This window comes from Thermomonas sp., assembly GCF_019104945.1.
In the GTDB taxonomy this organism is placed as follows: Bacteria; Pseudomonadota; Gammaproteobacteria; order Xanthomonadales; family Xanthomonadaceae; genus Thermomonas.
Window position 1 is genome coordinate 32,601 of the sequence record NZ_JAHRWW010000027.1, and the last position, 18,768, is coordinate 51,368.

Consider the following 18,768-nt stretch of genomic DNA (forward strand, 5'->3'; position numbering starts at 1 on the left):
AGCTGACCTGAATCAACGCTGTCACAGCGCCCGCCCCCTTCTGCCCGTTACAATGGGGGCATTCCACGCATTCATTCACAATGAGCCTGCATCTCTATAACACCCTAAGCCGTCAACAAGAACCCTTCGTACCGCTGGTTGCCCACTGCCCCACGATGTACGTCTGCGGCCCCACGGTTTACAACTATGTGCATATCGGCAATGCCCGTGGCCCGGTGGTGTTTGGCGTCCTTGCGGCTCTACTCCGCCGCCGTTTTGGCGGGCTGCGCTATGCGCGCAACATCACCGACGTGGACGACAAGATCAACACCGCGGCGAAAACGCTAGGTACGCCTATTTCGACGATTACCGACAAATATGCCGCGGCCTATCGTGAAGACATGGCGGCACTGGGCGTGAGCGGCGAGTTTGCCCCCGATATCGAGCCTGAGGCCACCAAGCATATCGACGCGATCATCGCGATGATCGAGCGCCTAATCGAAGGCGGCCATGCCTATGCGGCCGAAGGCCATGTTCTGTTTTCCGTTGCTAGCTTCGATGGTTATGGCAAGCTCTCGCGCCGCGATACCGAGGAAATGCTGGCCGGTGCCCGTATTGAAGTGGCCCCTTACAAGCGCGATGCCGGTGACTTTGTACTGTGGAAGCCCTCCACCGACGACCTTCCCGGCTGGGATTCGCCTTGGAGCTATGGCCGCCCCGGCTGGCATATCGAATGCTCGGCGATGGCCGAAGCCCACCTTGGCCGCACCATCGACATCCACGCGGGCGGCGTCGATCTGCAGTTTCCGCACCACGAAAACGAAGTAGCGCAAAGCGAATGCGCCCACGGCGGCGCGCCGTTTGCCCGTTTCTGGCTACATAACGGCATGCTCAATTTCGACGGCGCCAAAATGGCCAAGTCGGTGGGCAATATCCAGCGCGTGCACGATCTGGTACAGCAGCACCCACCGGAAGCCCTGCGCTACGCCCTGCTATCGGCGCACTACCGGCAGCCACTGGAGTGGAGCGATGGCCTGATTGAACAAAGCGTGCGCACGCTCGACCGCCTCTACGGTACGCTGCGCGACTTGGCCGACACCAACGCCAGCGCCCATATCCCCGCCGGGGTGGAAGCAGCACTGGACGATGACCTCAACACCCCGCAGGCGCTGGCCGAGGTCGCCCGTATTGCCGCCGAAGCCCGCAAAGCCGTCTCGACAGAAGATAAAGTGCGCCGCAAATCCGAACTACTGGGTGCAGGACAGATTTTGGGCCTGCTGCAACAAGACCCGCAGGCATGGTTTGCACGCGGCGCTTCCAATGAAGACGACGCGCGCATTCAAGCCCTCGTGGACGAACGCGCGAGTGCCAAAAAGAATCGTGACTTCGCCCGTTCCGACGCCATCCGCGATCAGCTCGCAAGCGAGGGTATTTTGTTAGAAGACACACCGCAAGGTGTGCGCTGGAAACGTTCCTAATGAGCACACCTCCCCTTGAACACACTGCCGCCGAGGCACAGGCCGCGATTGCCGATGAGTTTGGTTTTTTTGGCGATTGGTCGGAACGCTATCAATACCTGATCGACCTTGGCCGCAAGCTGCCAGAGTTTCCAGATACATGGAAAACCGAAGAGCACCGCCTACACGGCTGCCAATCGCTAGTTTGGATCGTGGCAGAAGGCGATGCCAGCAAACTGATATTCCACTCCATCAGCGATTCGGCGATTGTTTCCGGGCTGATCTACCTAGCGCTGCGTGTTTATTCTGGGCGTAGCGCCGAAGAAATTCTCGCCACCGAACCCGACTACATCGCCTCGATTGGCCTGTCCAAGCACCTCTCGCCTACCCGCAGCAACGGGCTTGCAGCCCTGCTCGCCTTCATTCGTCACCAAGCCCAAACCGCGCAAGCTGGATGAGCGCGGATGCGCCGCCGCCATCCCCACTAAGCAGCGTCGGCTTCCGCTGGCTGCTGACCTACCGCATCTGCACGCTACTGTCTTATCAGATCGTGGCGGTGACGGTGGGTTGGCATATCTATGAGATCACCCGCAACCCGCTTTCGTTGGGGCTGATTGGCCTTGCCGAAGTCATCCCCTATTTTTGCGTCGCCCCGTTTTCTGGTTATCTTGTCGATCATCTGCCACGGCGCAAACTCGGTGCCGCCGCCTGCACCCTGCTTGCCATTAACGCTGGGGTGCTGGCGCTTGTTGCGGGTAATGTGCTGTTGCACACCCATGGCACTTGGCCGATCTACCTCGCCGTGGCGGTGGGCGGCATTGGTCGTTCCTTCCTTGGCCCGGTCTATAACGCGCTGTTTGCGCGCGTGCTGCGCCGTGACCAGTTCCCCACCGGGGCCAGCATGGGCAGCGTGGTGTTCCAAATGGGTTTGGTTTTAGGCCCGGCGGTCGGTGGCCTACTGGTAGGCGCATGGGGCAAGCATTTTGCCTACGCCACCGGCACGCTCATTGCGCTGATGGCCGCAGGAACACTGCTAAAAATGCCAGTCACCGAGCCCGCGCTACCGCAACAGCGCGGCCCCATCTTCGCCAGTATTGCTGAAGGCGCGCGCTTCGTATTTAGCAACCAGTACATGCTGGGGGCAATCGCATTAGATATGTTTTCGGTGTTGCTCGGCGGTGCCGTGGCGATGCTGCCCGCCTTCATCAAAGACATTTTGCACGAAGGCCCGGAAGCCCTTGGTCTGCTGCGTGCCGCGCCCGCCGTCGGCTCTATTGTGGTGGCGCTTTGGCTAACCCGCTTTCCGTTAAAGCGCCATGCCGGGCACGTATTACTCACCGCCACCGCCTGTTTTGGGCTTAGCACAGCCACGTTTGCGATGACCCAGCAACTGTGGGCGTCGGCGCTGGTGCTGCTGATCTACGGCATGTGCGATGGGGTATCGGTGGTGATGCGTTCCACCATCATGCAGCTGGTAACGCCGGATGAGATGCGTGGGCGCGTCTCCTCCATCAACGGCCTGTTCGTGAGCTCATCCAACGAATTAGGCGCGTTTTATCAGGGTGTCATGGCGCGTCTGCTGGGCCTTATCCCGTCGATGATCGTGGGTGGATTTGTCACCATAGGGGTGGTGGCCAGCACCGCCAAACTCGCGCCACGCCTGCGTCGGCTGGATATTCGCGATTTGGAGTAGGGGTTTTGCGCATTCCGCGCTAAAATGGGCGGTTAACGAACTTGTTTTGCGGATTCCCCCATGCCCTTTGTTGTCACCGAAAACTGCATCAAATGCAAACACACCGACTGCGTCGAGGTGTGCCCGGTGGACTGTTTCCATGAAGGCCCGAACTTTCTGGTGATCGATCCTGACGAGTGCATCGACTGCACGCTATGCGAGCCCGAATGCCCGGTCAGCGCCATCTACCCGGAAGAAGACGTGCCTGCTGGGCAAGAAATTTTTGTAGGCTTAAACAAAGAGCTGGCACAGGAATGGCCGGTACTCACCGTGCGCAAAGAACCACCGGCCGACCACGCCGAATGGGACGGCAAGCCTAATAAGCTGCCGCTACTGGAACGCTAATAGCAAAAGAGGCGAAGCGCCTTCCCACTGGAAAACGCTTCGCCCCTCTTGAGTGCTTTAATTACGGCGCAACAACGGCCTTCAGCGCGGCGATCAATTTACCTGCCGCATCACCACTGGGCGCAAGGCCACGCGGATCTACCGCCGCCACATAAGCACCATCACCGGCTTTGGTCACACGGATCAAGAACTTGGCATCGAGATAGTCGATATCGTAGGTGCCTAGAATGTCGGCCTTATTGACCACCTTCACGCCGTTGATGCTGGCCAGTGCCTCGCCCACCTTGGCGAACACCGCGTCACGGTCACCCGCTGCGGCAAACCCAGTAGCCGCCACGGCGGGGGCGGCCGCAGCAGCGCTAGTGCCCTTCACCGCAGGCAGCTCCATCGCGCGCTCTGCAGACGGACGATCCAGATCCGGCGGCACTTCCAGCGGACGCGCCTCACCGCTTTGGGTGTAAAGCGCGTTCTTCTTTTTGAACCAGTGGCAGCCGGAAAGCCCACCAACCAGCAAAACGGCGGCGAGCGGGGCAATGGCTGCGGTGCGGATCATACGATGCATCTGGTTCTCCTATCAGGCCGCGGTCGTGCGGCCGGAATCTTCAAGTTGTTGAATGAATGCAAACAGGCGCTGCGCCTGCTCGGCATAGGTAGATGATAACGGTTGCAGCGGCAAACGCAGCCCATGCCCCACACCTGCCAGCGTCAAAAGCGCTTTCACCGGGATGGGGTTGGATTCAACGCCAAGGAAATGGTAGAGCTCAGCAAGCTGATCGTTAAGGCTTTGCGCCTGCGCCGCCTGCCCCGCACGTGCCCAGTCGGCCAACTTGCGGAAGCTGCGCGGCACCACGTTAGACGCCACTGACACCACGCCATCGGCGCCTGCCAGCATCGAACGCACAGCGGTTGGGTCGTCACCACTCAGTACGGCAAAGCCTTTGCGCTTTAGCGGCAGCAATGCCTGCATACGCTCGGCATCGGCACGCGCTTCTTTGATGCCAATGATATTGTCGTGCTCGGCCAGCTGCGCCACCGTTTCCGGCAGCATGTCGCAGCCTGTACGGCCCGGCACGTTGTACAGCAGCACCGGCAGGCCACCGTCGTCGGCCACCGCGCGAAAATGCGCCAGCAGGCCATTTTGCGTGGGCCGCACATAGGCAGGCGTGACCACCAGTGCGGCTTCCGCCCCTAGCGCGGCCACGCGCTTGTTAAAACGAATGGTTTTCGCCGTATTCGACTGCCCCGTTCCGGCCAGTACCGGCACTTTATCGCGGCACACTTCCACCGCCCGGCGCAGCAGCTGGTCATATTCTTCATCGAATAATGCCGCCGCCTCACCGGTGGAGCCTGCCACCACAACCGCCTGTGTCCCCGCCTCTAACTGTGCGTGCAGCAGCCGATCCCATGCGGGAAAGTCGATGTCACCGGCCGCCGTAAATGGCGTAGCCAGCGCGGTAATACTGCCTAAAAGTTGCAAAGGAATCGCCTTCAATCGAACGCGGCGACAGCGCCGCTTAGGTGAATGGAAAAAACGCTAACGGGTGATCTTACTTGCGGCTGGAAACCTGCGGCAAGTATGCTGGCGGGTATGCCGACATACGTTTGCGGCATTTTCACATTTTTGGACCACCGCTTTGAGCAAAACAGCCCCCCGCCCCGCGCAAAACGAAAACCACCTGCTGATCAACGCCTACACCACCCATCCGCAGTCGCCGCTGCTGGCGGTTACCCGCCGCATCGCCGATTCTGGCTGCAACCTAGTGGATACGCGGCTGGCCACGGTGGGGCGCGACGTGTCCGTAACCGCGCTGGTTACCGGCTCTTGGGATGCGGTGGCCAAGCTGGAGACCATGCTCACTAAGCTTGAGCGCGAAGAAGGGCTGAAGCTGGTGTGGTATCGCACCGGGCCAAAGGCGCTGCAGTCTAATTTGCTGCCCTATATCGTGGAAGTGATCGCCGCCGATAAGCCCGGCATCATGTTCCAGCTGGCTGACTTCTTCGAACAGCAAGGCATCACGATTGAAAGCCTGCACTGCGCGCGCTATCGCGCTATGCAAACCGGGGCCGACATGTTTTCCGCCCAGCTCACCATCGGTATTCCGGCGGATATGCACATCGCCGTGCTGCGCGACGACTTTTTAGAATTTTGTGACCACTTGAACCTTGACGCCATCATGGATCCCATGAAGTATTGAGGCATGATCAACGTCGGCGACCGCATTCCCAACCTGCCCCTGCTGCTCTCCAGCGGCGAAACGACGGAACTGGAAGCGGCGCAGGCCAAGCGCTGGCTGGTGCTGTACTTTTATCCCAAAGACAGCACCCCCGGCTGCACCACCGAAGGTCTCGACTTCAACGCCCTGCTGCCCAAATTCAAACGCGCAGGCGCGATCGTTTTGGGCGTTTCGCGCGACTCACTCAAATCGCACCAGAATTTTTGCAGCAAGCAAGGGTTCAATTTCGATCTTGTTAGCGATGCTGATAGCGCACTGTGTAACGCTTTTGGCGTGATTAAACCGAAAAAGCTCTACGGCCGCGAATATGTCGGCATCGAACGCAGCACATTCTTAATTGATCCAGACGGCGTTGTTCGCGAGGCCTGGCGGCCGGTGAAAGTGACAGGCCACGCGCAGGCTGTGTTAGACGCACTCAAGGCCCTACTTTCTGCGTAAAGGACTGTTGCAATGAGCCACGGCAAACGCATCTACGTGCTAGACACCAACGTCTTGATGCACGACCCCACCGCGCTGTTCAAATTTGAAGAACACGACGTGTACCTGCCCATGCAGGTAATGGAAGAACTGGACAACGGTAAAAAAGGCACCTCGGAAGCCAGCCGCAACGCGCGTCAGGTCAGCCGCTTCCTCAATGAACTGATTGAAGCCCACGGCAGCACGGATATTCGCCAAGGCATTCGCTTGGCGCGCCCGCAGAGCTTGCAGCTACGCGGTGCAGACAGCGTTGGCATGCTGCGTTTTCAAACCGACGACTTCAACGCAGGCAAGCGCTTTGGCACGGTCATTCCCGATAACAATATCTTGGGTGCCATTCTTGCGCTGAAAGAATCCGACCCCGGCGCGCCGGTGGTCTTTGTGTCCAAAGACATCAACCTGCGCATTAAAGCCGCCATTGCAGGCATTGAAAACGAGGACTACGAAAACGACCGCGCGCTGGATGATTTCAACCTTCTGTTTACCGGCGCAACCCAGCTTCCCGAAGATTTTTGGCAAATCCACGGTGCTGATTTGAAATCGTGGACCGATAAAGGCCGCACCTATTACGAAATTGCGCGCGGCAAGGATGAGGAGTGGTTCCCCAACCAGTTTGCTTTTCTTCCCGGCGACGAGCAGTCAGAGCTGAAGGTGGTGAAGTTAAGCGATGACCGCATCACCCTGCGCATCGTGGACGACTACCGCCACAGCCAGCATTCGGTATGGGGCATCACCGCACGCAACCGCGAGCAAAATTTTGCGCTCAACGCGCTGATGGACCCCGATATTGATTTTGTAACCCTGCTAGGCACCGCAGGCACCGGCAAGACGCTGCTGACGCTGGCCGCAGGCCTGGCGCAAACCATGGACCAGCAGCGCTACCGTGAAATCATCATGACCCGTGCCACGGTGAGCGTAGGCGAAGACATCGGTTTTCTGCCCGGCACCGAAGAAGAAAAAATGACGCCGTGGATGGGCGCACTCACCGATAACCTCGAAGTGCTCACCCACAACCAAGAAGGCGGCAGCTGGGGGCGCGCTGCAACCAATGATCTGCTGGCATCGCGTATCAAAATTCGCTCGATGAACTTCATGCGCGGCCGCACGTTCTTGTCACGCTATCTTATTTTGGACGAAGCGCAAAACCTGACGCCCAAACAGATGAAAACGCTGATTACTCGCGCAGGCCCCGGCACTAAAATTGTGTGCTTGGGGAACGTGCAGCAAATCGACACCCCCTACCTTACCGAAACCACGTCAGGCCTGACCTACGCCGCCGACCGCTTCAAAACATGGGACCATAGCGCCCACGTCATTTTGCGCCGTGGCGAGCGCTCGCGCCTTGCTGATTATGCTTCCGACGCGTTGTAACGCATGGGCGTGTATCTGCCGCGTTGGGTGTGGGTAGGCGCGGGCCTTTTGGCCTGCGCCTCCGGCATGGTCAACGTGGTGGGGTATTTAAGTTTCGAGCATCAAGCGGTGAGCAATATGACCGGCGCCACCACCTTGCTTGGTGGCGCACTGGCACATGGCGATCTACAGGCCAGTTTGCACCTCAGCGCGGTCATGGGCGCGTTTGTCACGGGCGCCATGCTCAGCGGCATCATCATTCAAGACAGTACCCTGCAACTGGGGCGGCGCTACGGCGTGGCGTTAATGCTGACGTCATTGCTTTTATTCGCCGCAATTCCGCTCTTTCAGCGGCACCTACTTTTTGGTGCGGTGCTCGCGGCCATGGCCTGCGGGCTGCAAAACGCAATGGCCACAACGTTTAGCGGCGCGGTGATCCGCACCAGTCATCTATCCGGCATGTTTACCGACCTTGGCATTGCCCTTGGCCACGCGCTGCGCAAAATGCCGCTACAAACCCGCCGCCTGCGGCTGTGTCTCTTGGTGGTGGTGACGTTTTTTTGCGGTGCGGTATGCGGTGGCTGGCTATTTATGCAGCTCGATTATCTTGCGCTGTTAGTGCCTGCCAGCGCCACCGGGCTTACCGGGTTTGGCTATATCGCCTACACGCATTTACACCGGCGTGCAGGCGATTAGCGCGCTGCGTTAAACGCGGCCAAACACCAACGCCGCATTGGTGCCGCCAAAGCCAAAGCTATTGGACATCACCACGTCCAGTTTGGCGTCGCGGCTTTCGCGCACGATGGGGAAGCTTTCTGCGCCGGGGTCCAGTGTTTCAATATTGGCCGAACCGGCAATAAAGCCGTCGCGCATCATCAGCAAGCTGTAGATGGCTTCATGCACGCTGGCCGCGCCCAGCGAATGGCCGGACAGCGCTTTGGTGGACGAAATGGGCGGCACGGTGTCGCCAAACACTTCGCGCACGGCCTTCAGCTCGGTGATATCGCCAAGCGGGGTGGAGGTGCCGTGGGTGTTGAGGTAATCCACCGGGCGGTTCACGCCTTCCAGCGCCATGCGCATACAGCGCACCGCGCCTTCGCCGCTGGGCGCCACCATGTCAGCGCCGTCTGAGGTCACGCCGTAGCCAATCAGTTCGGCATGAATCTTGGCACCGCGCGCCACGGCGTGATCCCAATCTTCCAGCACCAACATGCCGCCGCCGCTGCCAATCACAAAGCCGTCGCGGGTGGCATCGTAAGGGCGCGACGCGGTGGCAGGCGTGTCGTTATGGCCTGAAGAGAGCGCGCCCATGGCGTCGAACATGCAGGTCATCGTCCAGTCTAAATCTTCGCCGCCGCCGGCAAACACGATGTCCTGCGCGCCGTGGCGAATCAGGTCGGCGGCCGCGCCGATGCAATGCGCGGACGTTGCGCAGGCGGCGCTGATGGAATAGCTAAGGCCCTTGATTTTGAACGCCGTGGCAAGGTTGGCCGACACCGTGGAGCACATCGTGCGCGGCACCATGTACGGGCCCACTTTGCGCACGCCGCGATCACGCAGGATGTCGGCGGTTTCTACCTGCCAGCGGCTGGAACCACCGCCGGAACCGGCGATCAGCCCAGTGCGCACATGGCTCACCTGTTCGTCAGTAAGCCCCGCATCGGCAATCGCGTCACGCATGGCCACATAACTGTAGGCCGCAGCATCGCTCATAAAACGCTTGAGCTTGCGGTCGATCACCGCGTCTAAATCCAGCTCCACCGCGCCGCCAACTTGGCTGCGCAGGCCGCGTTCTACCGAATCGGCCAGTGTGCGGATACCGGAGCGGCCCGCTCGTAGCGCTGCAGATACGCTATCAAGGTCATTACCGAGGCAAGAGGTGATTCCCATCCCCGTAATCGCAATACGACGCATGATGTTAGCCTTCCTTGTTTGATGCAAACAAACCAACGCGCAGGTCTTTGGCTTGGTAAATTTCTTCACCATCCACCAACACGCGGGCATCGGCCTGCGCCATCACCAATTTGCGGTTGATGACACGGGTGATGTCAATTTCATACGTGACTTTCTTCGCCGTTGGCAGCACTTGGCCAGAGAATTTCACCTCGCCGCAACCCAGCGCACGGCCACGGCCGGGTGCGCCTAGCCACGTGAGATAAAACCCAACGATCTGCCACATAGCATCGAGCCCCAAGCAGCCAGGCATCACCGGGTCGCCAAGGAAATGGCACTGGAAAAACCAGAGGTCTGGATGGATGTCGAGCTCGGCACGCACGAAGCCTTTGCCGTGACTGCCGCCGTTGTCGTTGATCTCAACGATGCGATCGAACATCAACATGGGGTCGGCGGGCAAACGAGCCTCGCTGTCGGGGAAAAGCTCGCCGCGTGCGCTGGCGAGCAGCTGCTCACGGGTAAACGATGAAGCGCGGGTCATGGACTGGCCCAATGGGGAAACGTTTGATTCTATACAAACACACCCCTCCATACCTAGGCGTATCCAATGCAAAGGCATCGGTTCGCGCGTTTTGAACCGCTTCCGCCCATGAAAACGTGTGCAGTGCAACACTTCATGCAAAAACCGTATTAAGCTCGAAGTTCGTCCACATCTTGGTGATCTCCCTGTGACGCAAGCCACGCCCGCCTCGCTGCTGACCATCTTCGGCGCTACCGGCGATCTCTCCCGACGTATGCTGCTGCCCTCGCTTTACAGTTTGCAGGCCGAACATTTGCTCCCCGACGGGATGCGCATTCTTGGCACGGCGCGTAGCGAACTGAGCCGTGAAGCCTTCGCCCAGATGGTGGCCGATAGCATCCATGAGCGCATTCCCGCCGCCGAGTGCAACGACGAAGCACTGCGCGGCCTGATCGAGCGCCTTGATTTTTTTTCAGCCAGCGCTGACAACGATGTCAGTATGAAGGCATTAGCCGACAAAATTACTAACTCGCGTAATGGCGACGCGCTCTACCACATGAGCACCGCGCCCAAATTTTATGGCCCCGCCTGCCAAGCCTTGGCGGCGCACGGTGCAGCCGGCCCAGGCACACGAGTGATGCTGGAAAAACCCATCGGCACCGACCTTGCTAGCGCCATTGCCATCAATGATGCGGTGGCCAAGGCCTTCGACGAAGAGCGCATCTACCGTACCGACCATTACCTTGGCAAAGAGGGCGTGCAAAACCTGATTGCGCTGCGCTTTGGTAATTCGTTGTTCGAGCCACTTTGGAGCGCGCGCCATATCGAACAGGTGCAGATCACCGTGGGTGAAACCGTGGGTGTGGAAGGGCGCGGCGATTATTACGACGAGTCCGGCGCGCTGCGCGACATGCTGCAGAACCACTTACTGCAGCTGCTGTGCTTGGTGGCGATGGAGCCACCGGCCAAGTTTGACCCCACCGCCGTGCGCAATGAAAAAATCAAAGTACTGCGCTCACTACGCGCGATCAATCACAGCAATGTCGGCACCGATTCGGTCATTGGCCAGTACACCGCTGGCGCAAGCGAAGGCAAAGTGGTGCCGGGCTACGCCGAAGAATTAGGCCGCGCCAGCCGCACCGAAACCTTCGTTGCGCTGCGTGCGCACGTGGACAACTGGCGCTGGTCGGGGGTGCCGTTCTACCTGCGCACCGGCAAGCGCCTACCTTCGCGCAGCACCGAAATTTATATCCAGTTCCGCAAAGTGCCGTATTCGATTTTCGGTGGCCCAGCGGCCGCCGATATGCAGCCCAATGGCCTATTGATCAAGCTGCAACCAGAAGAACGCATCGAGCTGATGCTGATGAGCAAAACGCCGGGGCTGGACCGCAACGGGCTGCGCCTGTCGCAAGTAGGGCTGGATCTCGATTTCCACGAAGAGTTTGCTGCCGCGCGCAAGCGCATTGCTTACGAGCGTTTGTATTTGGATGCCATTGAAGGTAACGGCACGCTGTTTGTACGCCGCGACGAAACCGAAGCTGCGTGGCAGTGGGTCGATGCGATTGCAAACGGCTGGCGCGATACCGGCATGGTTCCTAAGCCTTATCCAGCTGGTACTTGGGGGCCGAGCGCCACCGTTTCTCTCACCGACCGCAGCGGCCATAGCTGGCGCGAATAAGGGGCGTAATGAGCTGGATCGAACATACTTATCCCGATACCTCTGCGCTCGTTACGCAGGTCAGTCGTATTTTTGAAGAAGCCGCACGACAGGCCATCGCGCAGCGCGGCCGCGCATTCTTCAGTCTCGCCGGTGGGCGCACGCCGCTACCGATTTACGCCTATCTTGCCAACGCGGGCTTGAACGGCCCTGTGTTGGCAGTGCCGGGGGATGATCGCTGCGTACCGCACGATCACGCCGCCTGCAACTGGCGCAACCTACGCGATGCGTTCTACACCGACCCGCAGATTCAAGTGCAGCCACTAACCACCGCCGACGGTGCCAGTGAGGCGTCACTCACTCAGAGCCAACACTTTTTGGCGCAGCATCCTGAGGCATTCGATGCGGTACTCATAGGCATGGGGGCAGACGGCCACTTCGCTTCGTTATTTCCCGGCGCAGCCAATCTTCAGCAAGGTTTGGCGGGAGACAGCGGCCTTGCTGTCATCGCCACCACACCCAATCCATTACCGCCCGAAGCGCCGTTCTCGCGCATCAGCCTGACCCTGCCGCGCCTGCTGCATGCGCGCGAAGTGCATGTGGTTGTAACCGGCCAAGACAAATACAGCATTCTGCAGCAGGCCAAGCAAGACGCCGGTGCGCCGTATCCCATCGCCACATTGCTGCACGCTTCCCCTATCCCCGTCCACATTCATTGGAGCCCATGATGTCCACGTCTTCGCTGCATCCCGTCGTCGAACGCGTCACTGCCCGCATTGCCGAGCGCAGCCAAAAGACGCGTGCGGATTACCTTGCACGCATGGACGCCGCGCATCAGGCCGGGCCGTATCGCTACAAACTGTCCTGCGGCAACCAAGCTCACGGCTTCGCCGCCTCGGGCGAAGACAAGCCCGCGCTGCGCTGGGGCAAGGGTGGCAATATCGGTATTGTCACCGCTTACAACGACATGCTCAGCGCGCACCAGCCGTTTGAGCCTTACCCGGCATTGATCCGCATGGCTGCGCGCAACGCCGGCGGCAGCGCGCAGGTGGCAGGCGGGGTTCCTGCAATGTGCGACGGCATTACTCAAGGCCGCGCTGGGATGGAGCTTTCGCTGTTCTCGCGTGACGTGATCGCCATGGCCACCGCGGTATCGCTGTCGCACGACTGCTATGACGCCGCGCTGATGCTTGGCGTGTGCGACAAAATCGTGCCCGGCCTACTGATTGGCGCGCTCAGCTTCGGCCACCTGCCGGTGATCTTTGTTCCCGCAGGCCCCATGCCCTCGGGCATTCCTAACCCAGAAAAAGCCAAGGTGCGCCAGCGTTTTGCACTGGGTCAAGCCAGCCAAGACGAACTCATGGATGCCGAGGCCGCGTCTTATCATGCGCCCGGCACCTGCACCTTCTACGGCACCGCCAATTCCAACCAAATGCTGATGGAAGTGATGGGCCTGCATATGCCTGGCACCGCCTTCGTCCCGCCGAACACGCCGCTGCGCAGTGCGCTTACCGTGGCCGCCGCCGAACAGGTGCTGCAAAACACCGCACTGGGCGAGCACTATCGCCCACTCGCGCATACCGTGGACGAAAAAGCGATCGTCAATGCGATGGTGGGCCTTGCCGCTACCGGCGGCTCCACCAACCACTCCATGCATCTTGTGGCGATTGCCCGCGCCGCGGGTGTACAAATCAACTGGGACGATTTGGATGAACTCTCCAAAGCCACGCCACTGCTGGCACGCGTGTATCCCAACGGCGCCGCCGACGTGAACCACTTTGAAGCCGCAGGCGGTATTGGTTTTGTGATTCGTGAACTACTCGATGGCGGCCTGCTGCACGATGATGTGAAGTGTGTGCATGGTGGCGGCTTACGCCAGCAGGCACAGCAGCCGTATATGGATGACCTAACCTTGCGCTGGCAAGAGCCGCCGGCTGCATCGCTCAATACCAATATCGTGCGCCCCGCCTCTAACCCCTTCGACCACGAAGGCGGCCTACGCTGTCTCTCTGGAAACATTGGCCGCGCGGTGGTGAAAATTTCTGCCGTGGCGCCAGAGTTCCGCCAAATTGAAGCCCCCGCCATCATTTTTGAATCGCAAGACGCGCTGATTGATGCGTTCAAGGTGGGTAAACTGGATAAGCACGACGGCTTTGACGGTAATTTTGTCGCCGTGGTGCGTGGCCAAGGCCCGCGTGCCATCGGTATGCCCGAACTACACAAACTCACCCCCACACTGGCCGCACTGCAAGACCGCGGCCAACGCGTAGCGCTGCTTACCGATGGCCGCATGTCTGGGGCTTCCGGCAAAGTGCTTGCCGCAATTCACGTTACGCCAGAGGCGCTTGACGGTGAAGGCTTAGCCAAATTGCGCGAAGGGGATGTAGTGCGCATCGACGGCGAAGCGGGCACGATGAACGCGATGGTCGATGCCGCCGAATGGGCCGCGCGCGCACCGGCGCAACTAGATCGTTCGTCCAGCCACCATGGCATGGGCCGCGAGCTGTTTGGCTTGATGCGCCACCACGTAGGCTCGGCCGAACACGGCGCCTGCTCACTGTTTGGTGACGCTTAAATGAGTGCCCCCAACATTGCCCTAGTTGGCGATATTGGCGGCACTAACGCGCGCTTTGCGCTGATCGACTTGACGGCACCGAAGGTCGAGCTGCGCGAATCGAAATCGCTGCCAAATGCTGACTTCGCCAGCCTGCAGCACGCCATCGAACATTATCTCGCTGGGGTGAGCGAACACCCCACCCGCGCGGCGCTCGCCGTGGCCTGCCCCGTGGGTAGCGATGAAATTCGGCTTACCAATCGCGCGTGGTCGTTCTCACGCGCAGAGCTACAGGCCACACTTGGGCTGGACGAATTACGCATGCTCAACGATTTCGGTGCGGTCGCGTGGGCCATCCCCGCACTCACCGACGCTGATCTTGTCACGCTTCATGGCAGCCTAACCGCCCCATTGCAAGGCCCCATCAGCGTACTTGGCCCCGGCACAGGGCTAGGCGTTGCGCTTTTGGTTGGCACTGAAAAAACCGGCTGGCACGTCATTGAAACCGAAGGTGGGCATATTGGTTTTGCTCCACTCGGTGATGAAGAACGCGCCATCTCCGCATGGCTCACCGCGCAGCATGGCCGCACATCGACTGAGCGATTATTGTGCGGAAAAGGATTATCAGAGATCGACGCGGTACTGCGCGGCGCAAATCAATTTTCGCCAACACACCGTCCCCTTCCCGGTGAAACGACCCTACAAACACCAAGCCTACGCGACCCGGCCGATGTCGTTGCCGCCGCACTCGATGGCCACGACACCGCCGCACGCCGCGCGCTTGCACGTTTCTGCGCAGTATTAGGCAGCGTGGCGGGTGATTGCGCGCTGATCCACGGCGCACGCACCGTGGTGATTGCAGGCGGTATCGTGCCGCGTTTTATTCCCTTCCTACGCAGCAGCGCCTTCCGCGAGCGTTTCCTTGCCAAAGGGCGGCTCACGCCACTGCTGGAATCGGTTCCCATCCACATCATCACCCATCCTCACCCCGGCCTATTGGGTGCCGCCTGCGCGCTACGCGCATCGGAGCTTGCCTCATGTTGAATACCGTTCACCACAACGCACTGGTTGATGCCGTGTTTGCACGCGCCCCGGTGGTGCCTGTCATTACCATTGCACGCATCGAAGACGCGCTGCCACTTGCTCGCGCACTGGCCGACAACGGCTTGCCGGTACTTGAAGTAACGCTGCGCACTGCCTGCGCGCTGGAAGCCATTGCCTTGATCGCACGCGAACTTCCGCAGGCCTGCGTGGGTGCTGGTACCATACTCTCGCCGAGCGACCTGCATAAGGTTGAAGCAGCAGGTGCGCAGTTTGCCATCTCCCCCGGTGCCACCGATGCGCTTTACAACGCCGCCAAATCAGGCAAAGTGCCGCTGATCCCAGGCATTGCCACCGCTTCTGAATTGATGCGTGGCGTGGAACACGGCTGGCAACGGTTCAAGTTTTTCCCCGCCGAAGCCAGCGGTGGCGTGGCGGCCCTCAAAGGCTTCGCAGGCCCACTACCTATGGCGCGCTTTTGCCCAACTGGTGGAATTGATATTGGCAAAGCACCGAAATACCTTGCCCTGCCCAATGTTGCCTGCGTAGGCGGCTCGTGGATGCTGCCTAACGATGCGATCGCCAGCGGCGACTGGGCACGCGTCGGCACGCTTGCGCGTGAAGCTGCGGCACTGCCGCGCTAATTATTTTCTCTCCTTGGCTGACATAAAAAATCCCGCCGGCTTGCACCGGCGGGAGGTAAGAGTTACCAAGGGAGAACACTCATAACATCAGAACTTGTAGCTGGCACCTAACAGCAGCGTGCGGCCCCACTTGATGTATTCCAGCGGGCGATCTTTGCTGCCCGAATAGGTGCGATAGGCTTCGTCACCCAAGTTGCTGGCTTGCAGCAGCAGGCTCAAGCCCTTCAAGCTACTGCCTTCACCGAAGGTGTAGCTCACCTGCGCGTCGGTGATGTTTTCACCCACGACATAGCGCAGGATGCGCGCACCGTCGAAGTTACCGATCTCACCAATAAAGTCCGAGCGACGACGATTATTGACGCGGAACTCGAAGCCATTGCGCTCGTAATACGCAGTGAAGTTGAACACGCGCTTGGAGAGGCCCGGCAGCGAGATCGGATCATTCCCCACGCTGCTTGCGCTTTCTGGGTCTAGGATTTTCACACTGCTGTCGTTAAAGCTCGCGCTCGCCACAACGCCAAACCCTTCCAGCGCTGGTGCAAACATATCCAGCGGCAGCGAGGCGGTAAGCTCGATACCCTGCAACTTGCCGCCCTTGCCGTTGAACGGGGCGCTCATCGTGCCTTGGGTCTTCACCGGCACGGTCATGCCTGCAGGCGGCACCCAACCTTGCAACAGATCGGTGAAGTCATAGCCATCGCGGGTTTGCGTGTAGATATAGCTGGTGAGGTCTTTATAGAAATACGCCGCGGCGATATAAGCCTTGGTGCCAAAGTACTTTTCCCAAGAAATATCGAAAGCATTGGCACGCCACGGATCAAGCAGGGGGTTACCGCCACCCGCACCCGGCTTACCAGTTGCCGTGTCCACACCAAACTCTACCGAGGCGCGCAGTTGATCCACGCGCGCACGCGCTACCTGCCGCGCCATCGCCACACGCAGGGTTTGATCATCGGCCAGCGAGAAGGCGAGATTCAAACTCGGCAGCACGTCGGTATAGGTCTTGCCATTGCTATACGGGCGGATCTCTTGGCCTGCAGGCTGCGAGCTATCCCACACGCGCGAGTCCGACGATTGGTCGGTATGCTGAATTTGCAAACCGATATTCCCGCGCACCGGCACCGCGCCCCACATAGTGTCGATATTGCCTTGAACGAAGGCCGTACTGATCGCTTCGTTGACCGTCCACGCCTTCGGGATCAAATACGCCGCCGTGTTATCGGTGGGGTTGAAGGTCATGTACTTGTCCACGGCACCCGGTACATTCCACGAAGGGATATAGCCAATGCCTGCAAAGCTCAAGTCCACCAGCCCATATTGCAGGTCAGCACCTACTGGCGTATCGCCCTGCGCGCCCACATTGATATTACCCTCGGGCTGCTTTTTATCCTTGCTGCGATCGGCATAGTTCAAACCCAGCTTGATCCCAGAGAACGCATTCTCCAACGCTGCCGGAACGGGGGTTCCCAAATCAAGGCGGAAGCCCTTCAGCTCGTCTTTGACACTTGGCACCTTGCCGTAGCCCGAGCCATAGATGGTGTTGGCTAGATATAGCTTGGTTGGGTCGGAGTAATCAAAGCCTGGCTTGATCTGTGAAAAGCCATTTTGGTTGATCGTGAGCTGCACCGAATCGAGCTGCGGCTGCGGCATCAGCTGGGTATTGTTCTCAAGGTTCAGCTCATCACGCTTGGCGCGCGACCACGACGCATCGGCAGTGAGCTTGAAGCCATTGCTGAAGAACCATTCGTTCTTAAAGCCCACCGCATCGATGGTGTCTTTGCGCTTGTTGTACATCCCACGCACCAACGGATAGACGTTATTCGCCGTACCACCGGTGAATGTATTGTTGCCATTGACTTGTGCGCCGATCATATCAAGGCGACCGAAGTTGCCGTTGTAGTCACCGATATGCACTTCAAACTGATTGGCAGTGTTCTCTTGCTTTGCCTGCGAATGGAACACGTCGAGCGTGCTGATCCACGTTTCACTGGCGCGCACTTCCAACGTACCCATCACGCCATCGCGCTTGGTGTAACCAGTGCGGCGTAGCGCCTTGATGCCGTCAGAATAGTAAGTCCCCGCATTGACCCCAGGACGCCAATTGGCACCAATCGCCTGCCAAGGCTCGTATAGGCCCACCTGATCTTCTTGCACTGGCGTATCGGAATGCGAATAGCCAATCGCAAAGCCAACGGTGCGCGCCGCATTCTGCCCAATGTAACTGGCGTTGAAGCGATTGCCCGTGGCCCCTTCATTGGCTGCCGATCCTAGTGAGCTGCGCTGCCAGCGGCCACTGATGGCAAACACCGGCTTGTCGTAGTTCAGCGGGCGCACGGTGCGCATATCCATCGTGCCGGAGAGCCCCTGCCCTACGAGCGCCGCATCGGGTGTTTTATACACGGTGACACCCGCCATCAGTTCCGACGGATATTGGTCGAACTCTACGCTGCGGTTATCGCCGGTGCTCACCAGCTCACGACCATTGAGTAAGGTTGTGGCGAAGTCGGGCGACAAACCGCGCACGCTGATGACCTGCGCACGCCCAGCAACACGCTGCGCGGCAAGACCAGGAAGACGGGCAATAGATTCAGCAATGCTGACGTCGGGCAGCTTGCCGATATCCTCGGCGGACACGGCTTCAACAATAGACGTAGCGTCCTTCTTGATGTCGATGGCGCGTTCGATACCCCCACGGATACCGGTGACAACAACCGTATCAAGATTCTTCGCGTCGTCCGCTTTCTTCTTGGCTTTCGCCGATGTGTTTTGCGCGTCGGTTTGCGCCTCTTGCGCGTGCACTTGCATCGTCAACATCAGCGCTGCCGAAGCGAGCGCCACGCTCAATAAATTTCGCTTTAACTGCACCATCTTCCCCTCCAGAAAAT

Annotated in this window: 18 protein-coding genes; 13 read left to right on the forward strand and 5 right to left on the reverse strand. The window is 59.4% G+C overall.

Features of this window, described 5'->3' with window-relative positions; translation table 11 throughout:
- The first annotated feature begins 80 nt into the window (after positions 1 to 80).
- Genes cysS through fdxA form a run of 4 tightly spaced genes read left to right on the forward strand, consistent with a single transcriptional unit; the run spans position 81 to position 3,513 of the window.
- Positions 81 to 1,457 (forward strand): cysteine--tRNA ligase, encoded by a 1,377-nt coding sequence (gene cysS / locus KUL77_RS07295; protein ID WP_297145118.1) that lies wholly within the window; start codon positions 81 to 83, stop codon positions 1,455 to 1,457.
- A complete protein-coding gene (locus tag KUL77_RS07300) occupies positions 1,457 to 1,894 on the forward strand; it encodes a SufE family protein (RefSeq protein ID WP_297145121.1) in 438 nt (145 codons plus the stop codon). The genes cysS and KUL77_RS07300 overlap by 1 nt, the downstream gene beginning before the upstream one ends.
- Positions 1,891 to 3,129, forward strand: coding sequence for an MFS transporter (locus KUL77_RS07305; protein ID WP_297145124.1), 1,239 nt, complete (start codon positions 1,891 to 1,893; stop codon positions 3,127 to 3,129). The genes KUL77_RS07300 and KUL77_RS07305 overlap by 4 nt, the downstream gene beginning before the upstream one ends.
- Before the next feature lie 60 nt (positions 3,130 to 3,189).
- Complete coding sequence (fdxA, locus tag KUL77_RS07310) at positions 3,190 to 3,513, forward strand: ferredoxin FdxA (RefSeq protein WP_297145127.1); 324 nt, start codon at positions 3,190 to 3,192, stop codon at positions 3,511 to 3,513.
- 61 nt (positions 3,514 to 3,574) lie between these two features.
- Here the strand turns inward: fdxA and KUL77_RS07315 are convergent, their stop codons facing one another.
- Both KUL77_RS07315 and dapA read right to left on the reverse strand, forming a co-directional pair.
- The gene (locus tag KUL77_RS07315; RefSeq protein ID WP_297145129.1) at positions 3,575 to 4,075 is read right to left on the reverse strand and encodes a hypothetical protein; all 501 of its coding nucleotides are present in this window, start codon (positions 4,073 to 4,075) and stop codon (positions 3,575 to 3,577) included.
- 12 nt (positions 4,076 to 4,087) lie between these two features.
- A complete protein-coding gene (gene dapA, locus KUL77_RS07320) occupies positions 4,088 to 4,990 on the reverse strand; it encodes a 4-hydroxy-tetrahydrodipicolinate synthase (protein ID WP_297145132.1) in 903 nt (300 codons plus the stop codon).
- A gap of 157 nt (positions 4,991 to 5,147) precedes the next feature.
- Here dapA and KUL77_RS07325 point away from each other — a divergent pair, with 157 nt between their 5' ends.
- Genes KUL77_RS07325 through KUL77_RS07340 form a run of 4 tightly spaced genes read left to right on the forward strand, consistent with a single transcriptional unit; the run spans position 5,148 to position 8,270 of the window.
- Entirely contained in the window at positions 5,148 to 5,708 is a 561-nt protein-coding gene (locus KUL77_RS07325) for a glycine cleavage system protein R (protein ID WP_297145134.1), read from the forward strand.
- Positions 5,709 to 5,711: 3 nt separating this feature from the next.
- On the forward strand, positions 5,712 to 6,185 hold the full coding sequence (locus tag KUL77_RS07330; RefSeq protein WP_297145136.1) for a peroxiredoxin: 474 nt from the start codon (positions 5,712 to 5,714) through the stop codon (positions 6,183 to 6,185).
- 12 nt (positions 6,186 to 6,197) lie between these two features.
- Complete coding sequence (locus KUL77_RS07335; RefSeq protein WP_297145138.1) at positions 6,198 to 7,595, forward strand: PhoH family protein; 1,398 nt, start codon at positions 6,198 to 6,200, stop codon at positions 7,593 to 7,595.
- 3 nt (positions 7,596 to 7,598) lie between these two features.
- Positions 7,599 to 8,270, forward strand: coding sequence for a YoaK family protein (locus KUL77_RS07340; protein ID WP_297145140.1), 672 nt, complete (start codon positions 7,599 to 7,601; stop codon positions 8,268 to 8,270).
- A gap of 9 nt (positions 8,271 to 8,279) precedes the next feature.
- On the opposite strand, the gene fabB is transcribed toward KUL77_RS07340, so the two are convergent.
- Both fabB and fabA read right to left on the reverse strand, forming a co-directional pair.
- Positions 8,280 to 9,488, reverse strand: coding sequence for a beta-ketoacyl-ACP synthase I (gene fabB / locus KUL77_RS07345; RefSeq protein WP_297145142.1), 1,209 nt, complete (start codon positions 9,486 to 9,488; stop codon positions 8,280 to 8,282).
- A gap of 4 nt (positions 9,489 to 9,492) precedes the next feature.
- Positions 9,493 to 10,008: a 3-hydroxyacyl-[acyl-carrier-protein] dehydratase FabA gene (gene fabA / locus KUL77_RS07350; RefSeq protein WP_297145144.1), complete on the reverse strand. Its 516-nt coding sequence runs from the start codon at positions 10,006 to 10,008 to the stop codon at positions 9,493 to 9,495.
- Between the two features lie 187 nt (positions 10,009 to 10,195).
- Here fabA and zwf point away from each other — a divergent pair, with 187 nt between their 5' ends.
- Genes zwf through KUL77_RS07375 form a run of 5 tightly spaced genes read left to right on the forward strand, consistent with a single transcriptional unit; the run spans position 10,196 to position 15,883 of the window.
- Positions 10,196 to 11,665 (forward strand): glucose-6-phosphate dehydrogenase, encoded by a 1,470-nt coding sequence (zwf, locus tag KUL77_RS07355; protein ID WP_297145145.1) that lies wholly within the window; start codon positions 10,196 to 10,198, stop codon positions 11,663 to 11,665.
- Positions 11,666 to 11,673: 8 nt separating this feature from the next.
- On the forward strand, positions 11,674 to 12,372 hold the full coding sequence (gene pgl / locus KUL77_RS07360) for a 6-phosphogluconolactonase (protein WP_297145148.1): 699 nt from the start codon (positions 11,674 to 11,676) through the stop codon (positions 12,370 to 12,372).
- Positions 12,372 to 14,219: a phosphogluconate dehydratase gene (gene edd / locus KUL77_RS07365; protein WP_297145150.1), complete on the forward strand. Its 1,848-nt coding sequence runs from the start codon at positions 12,372 to 12,374 to the stop codon at positions 14,217 to 14,219. Before pgl ends, edd begins: the two co-directional genes overlap by 1 nt.
- Positions 14,220 to 15,242, forward strand: a complete 1,023-nt coding sequence (gene glk / locus KUL77_RS07370; protein ID WP_297145152.1) for a glucokinase — start codon at positions 14,220 to 14,222, stop codon at positions 15,240 to 15,242.
- Entirely contained in the window at positions 15,236 to 15,883 is a 648-nt protein-coding gene (locus KUL77_RS07375; RefSeq protein WP_297145154.1) for a bifunctional 4-hydroxy-2-oxoglutarate aldolase/2-dehydro-3-deoxy-phosphogluconate aldolase, read from the forward strand. Before glk ends, KUL77_RS07375 begins: the two co-directional genes overlap by 7 nt.
- 87 nt (positions 15,884 to 15,970) lie before the next feature.
- On the opposite strand, the gene KUL77_RS07380 is transcribed toward KUL77_RS07375, so the two are convergent.
- The gene (locus tag KUL77_RS07380; protein WP_297145155.1) at positions 15,971 to 18,751 is read right to left on the reverse strand and encodes a TonB-dependent receptor; all 2,781 of its coding nucleotides are present in this window, start codon (positions 18,749 to 18,751) and stop codon (positions 15,971 to 15,973) included.
- Between the last annotated feature and the right edge of the window lie 17 nt (positions 18,752 to 18,768).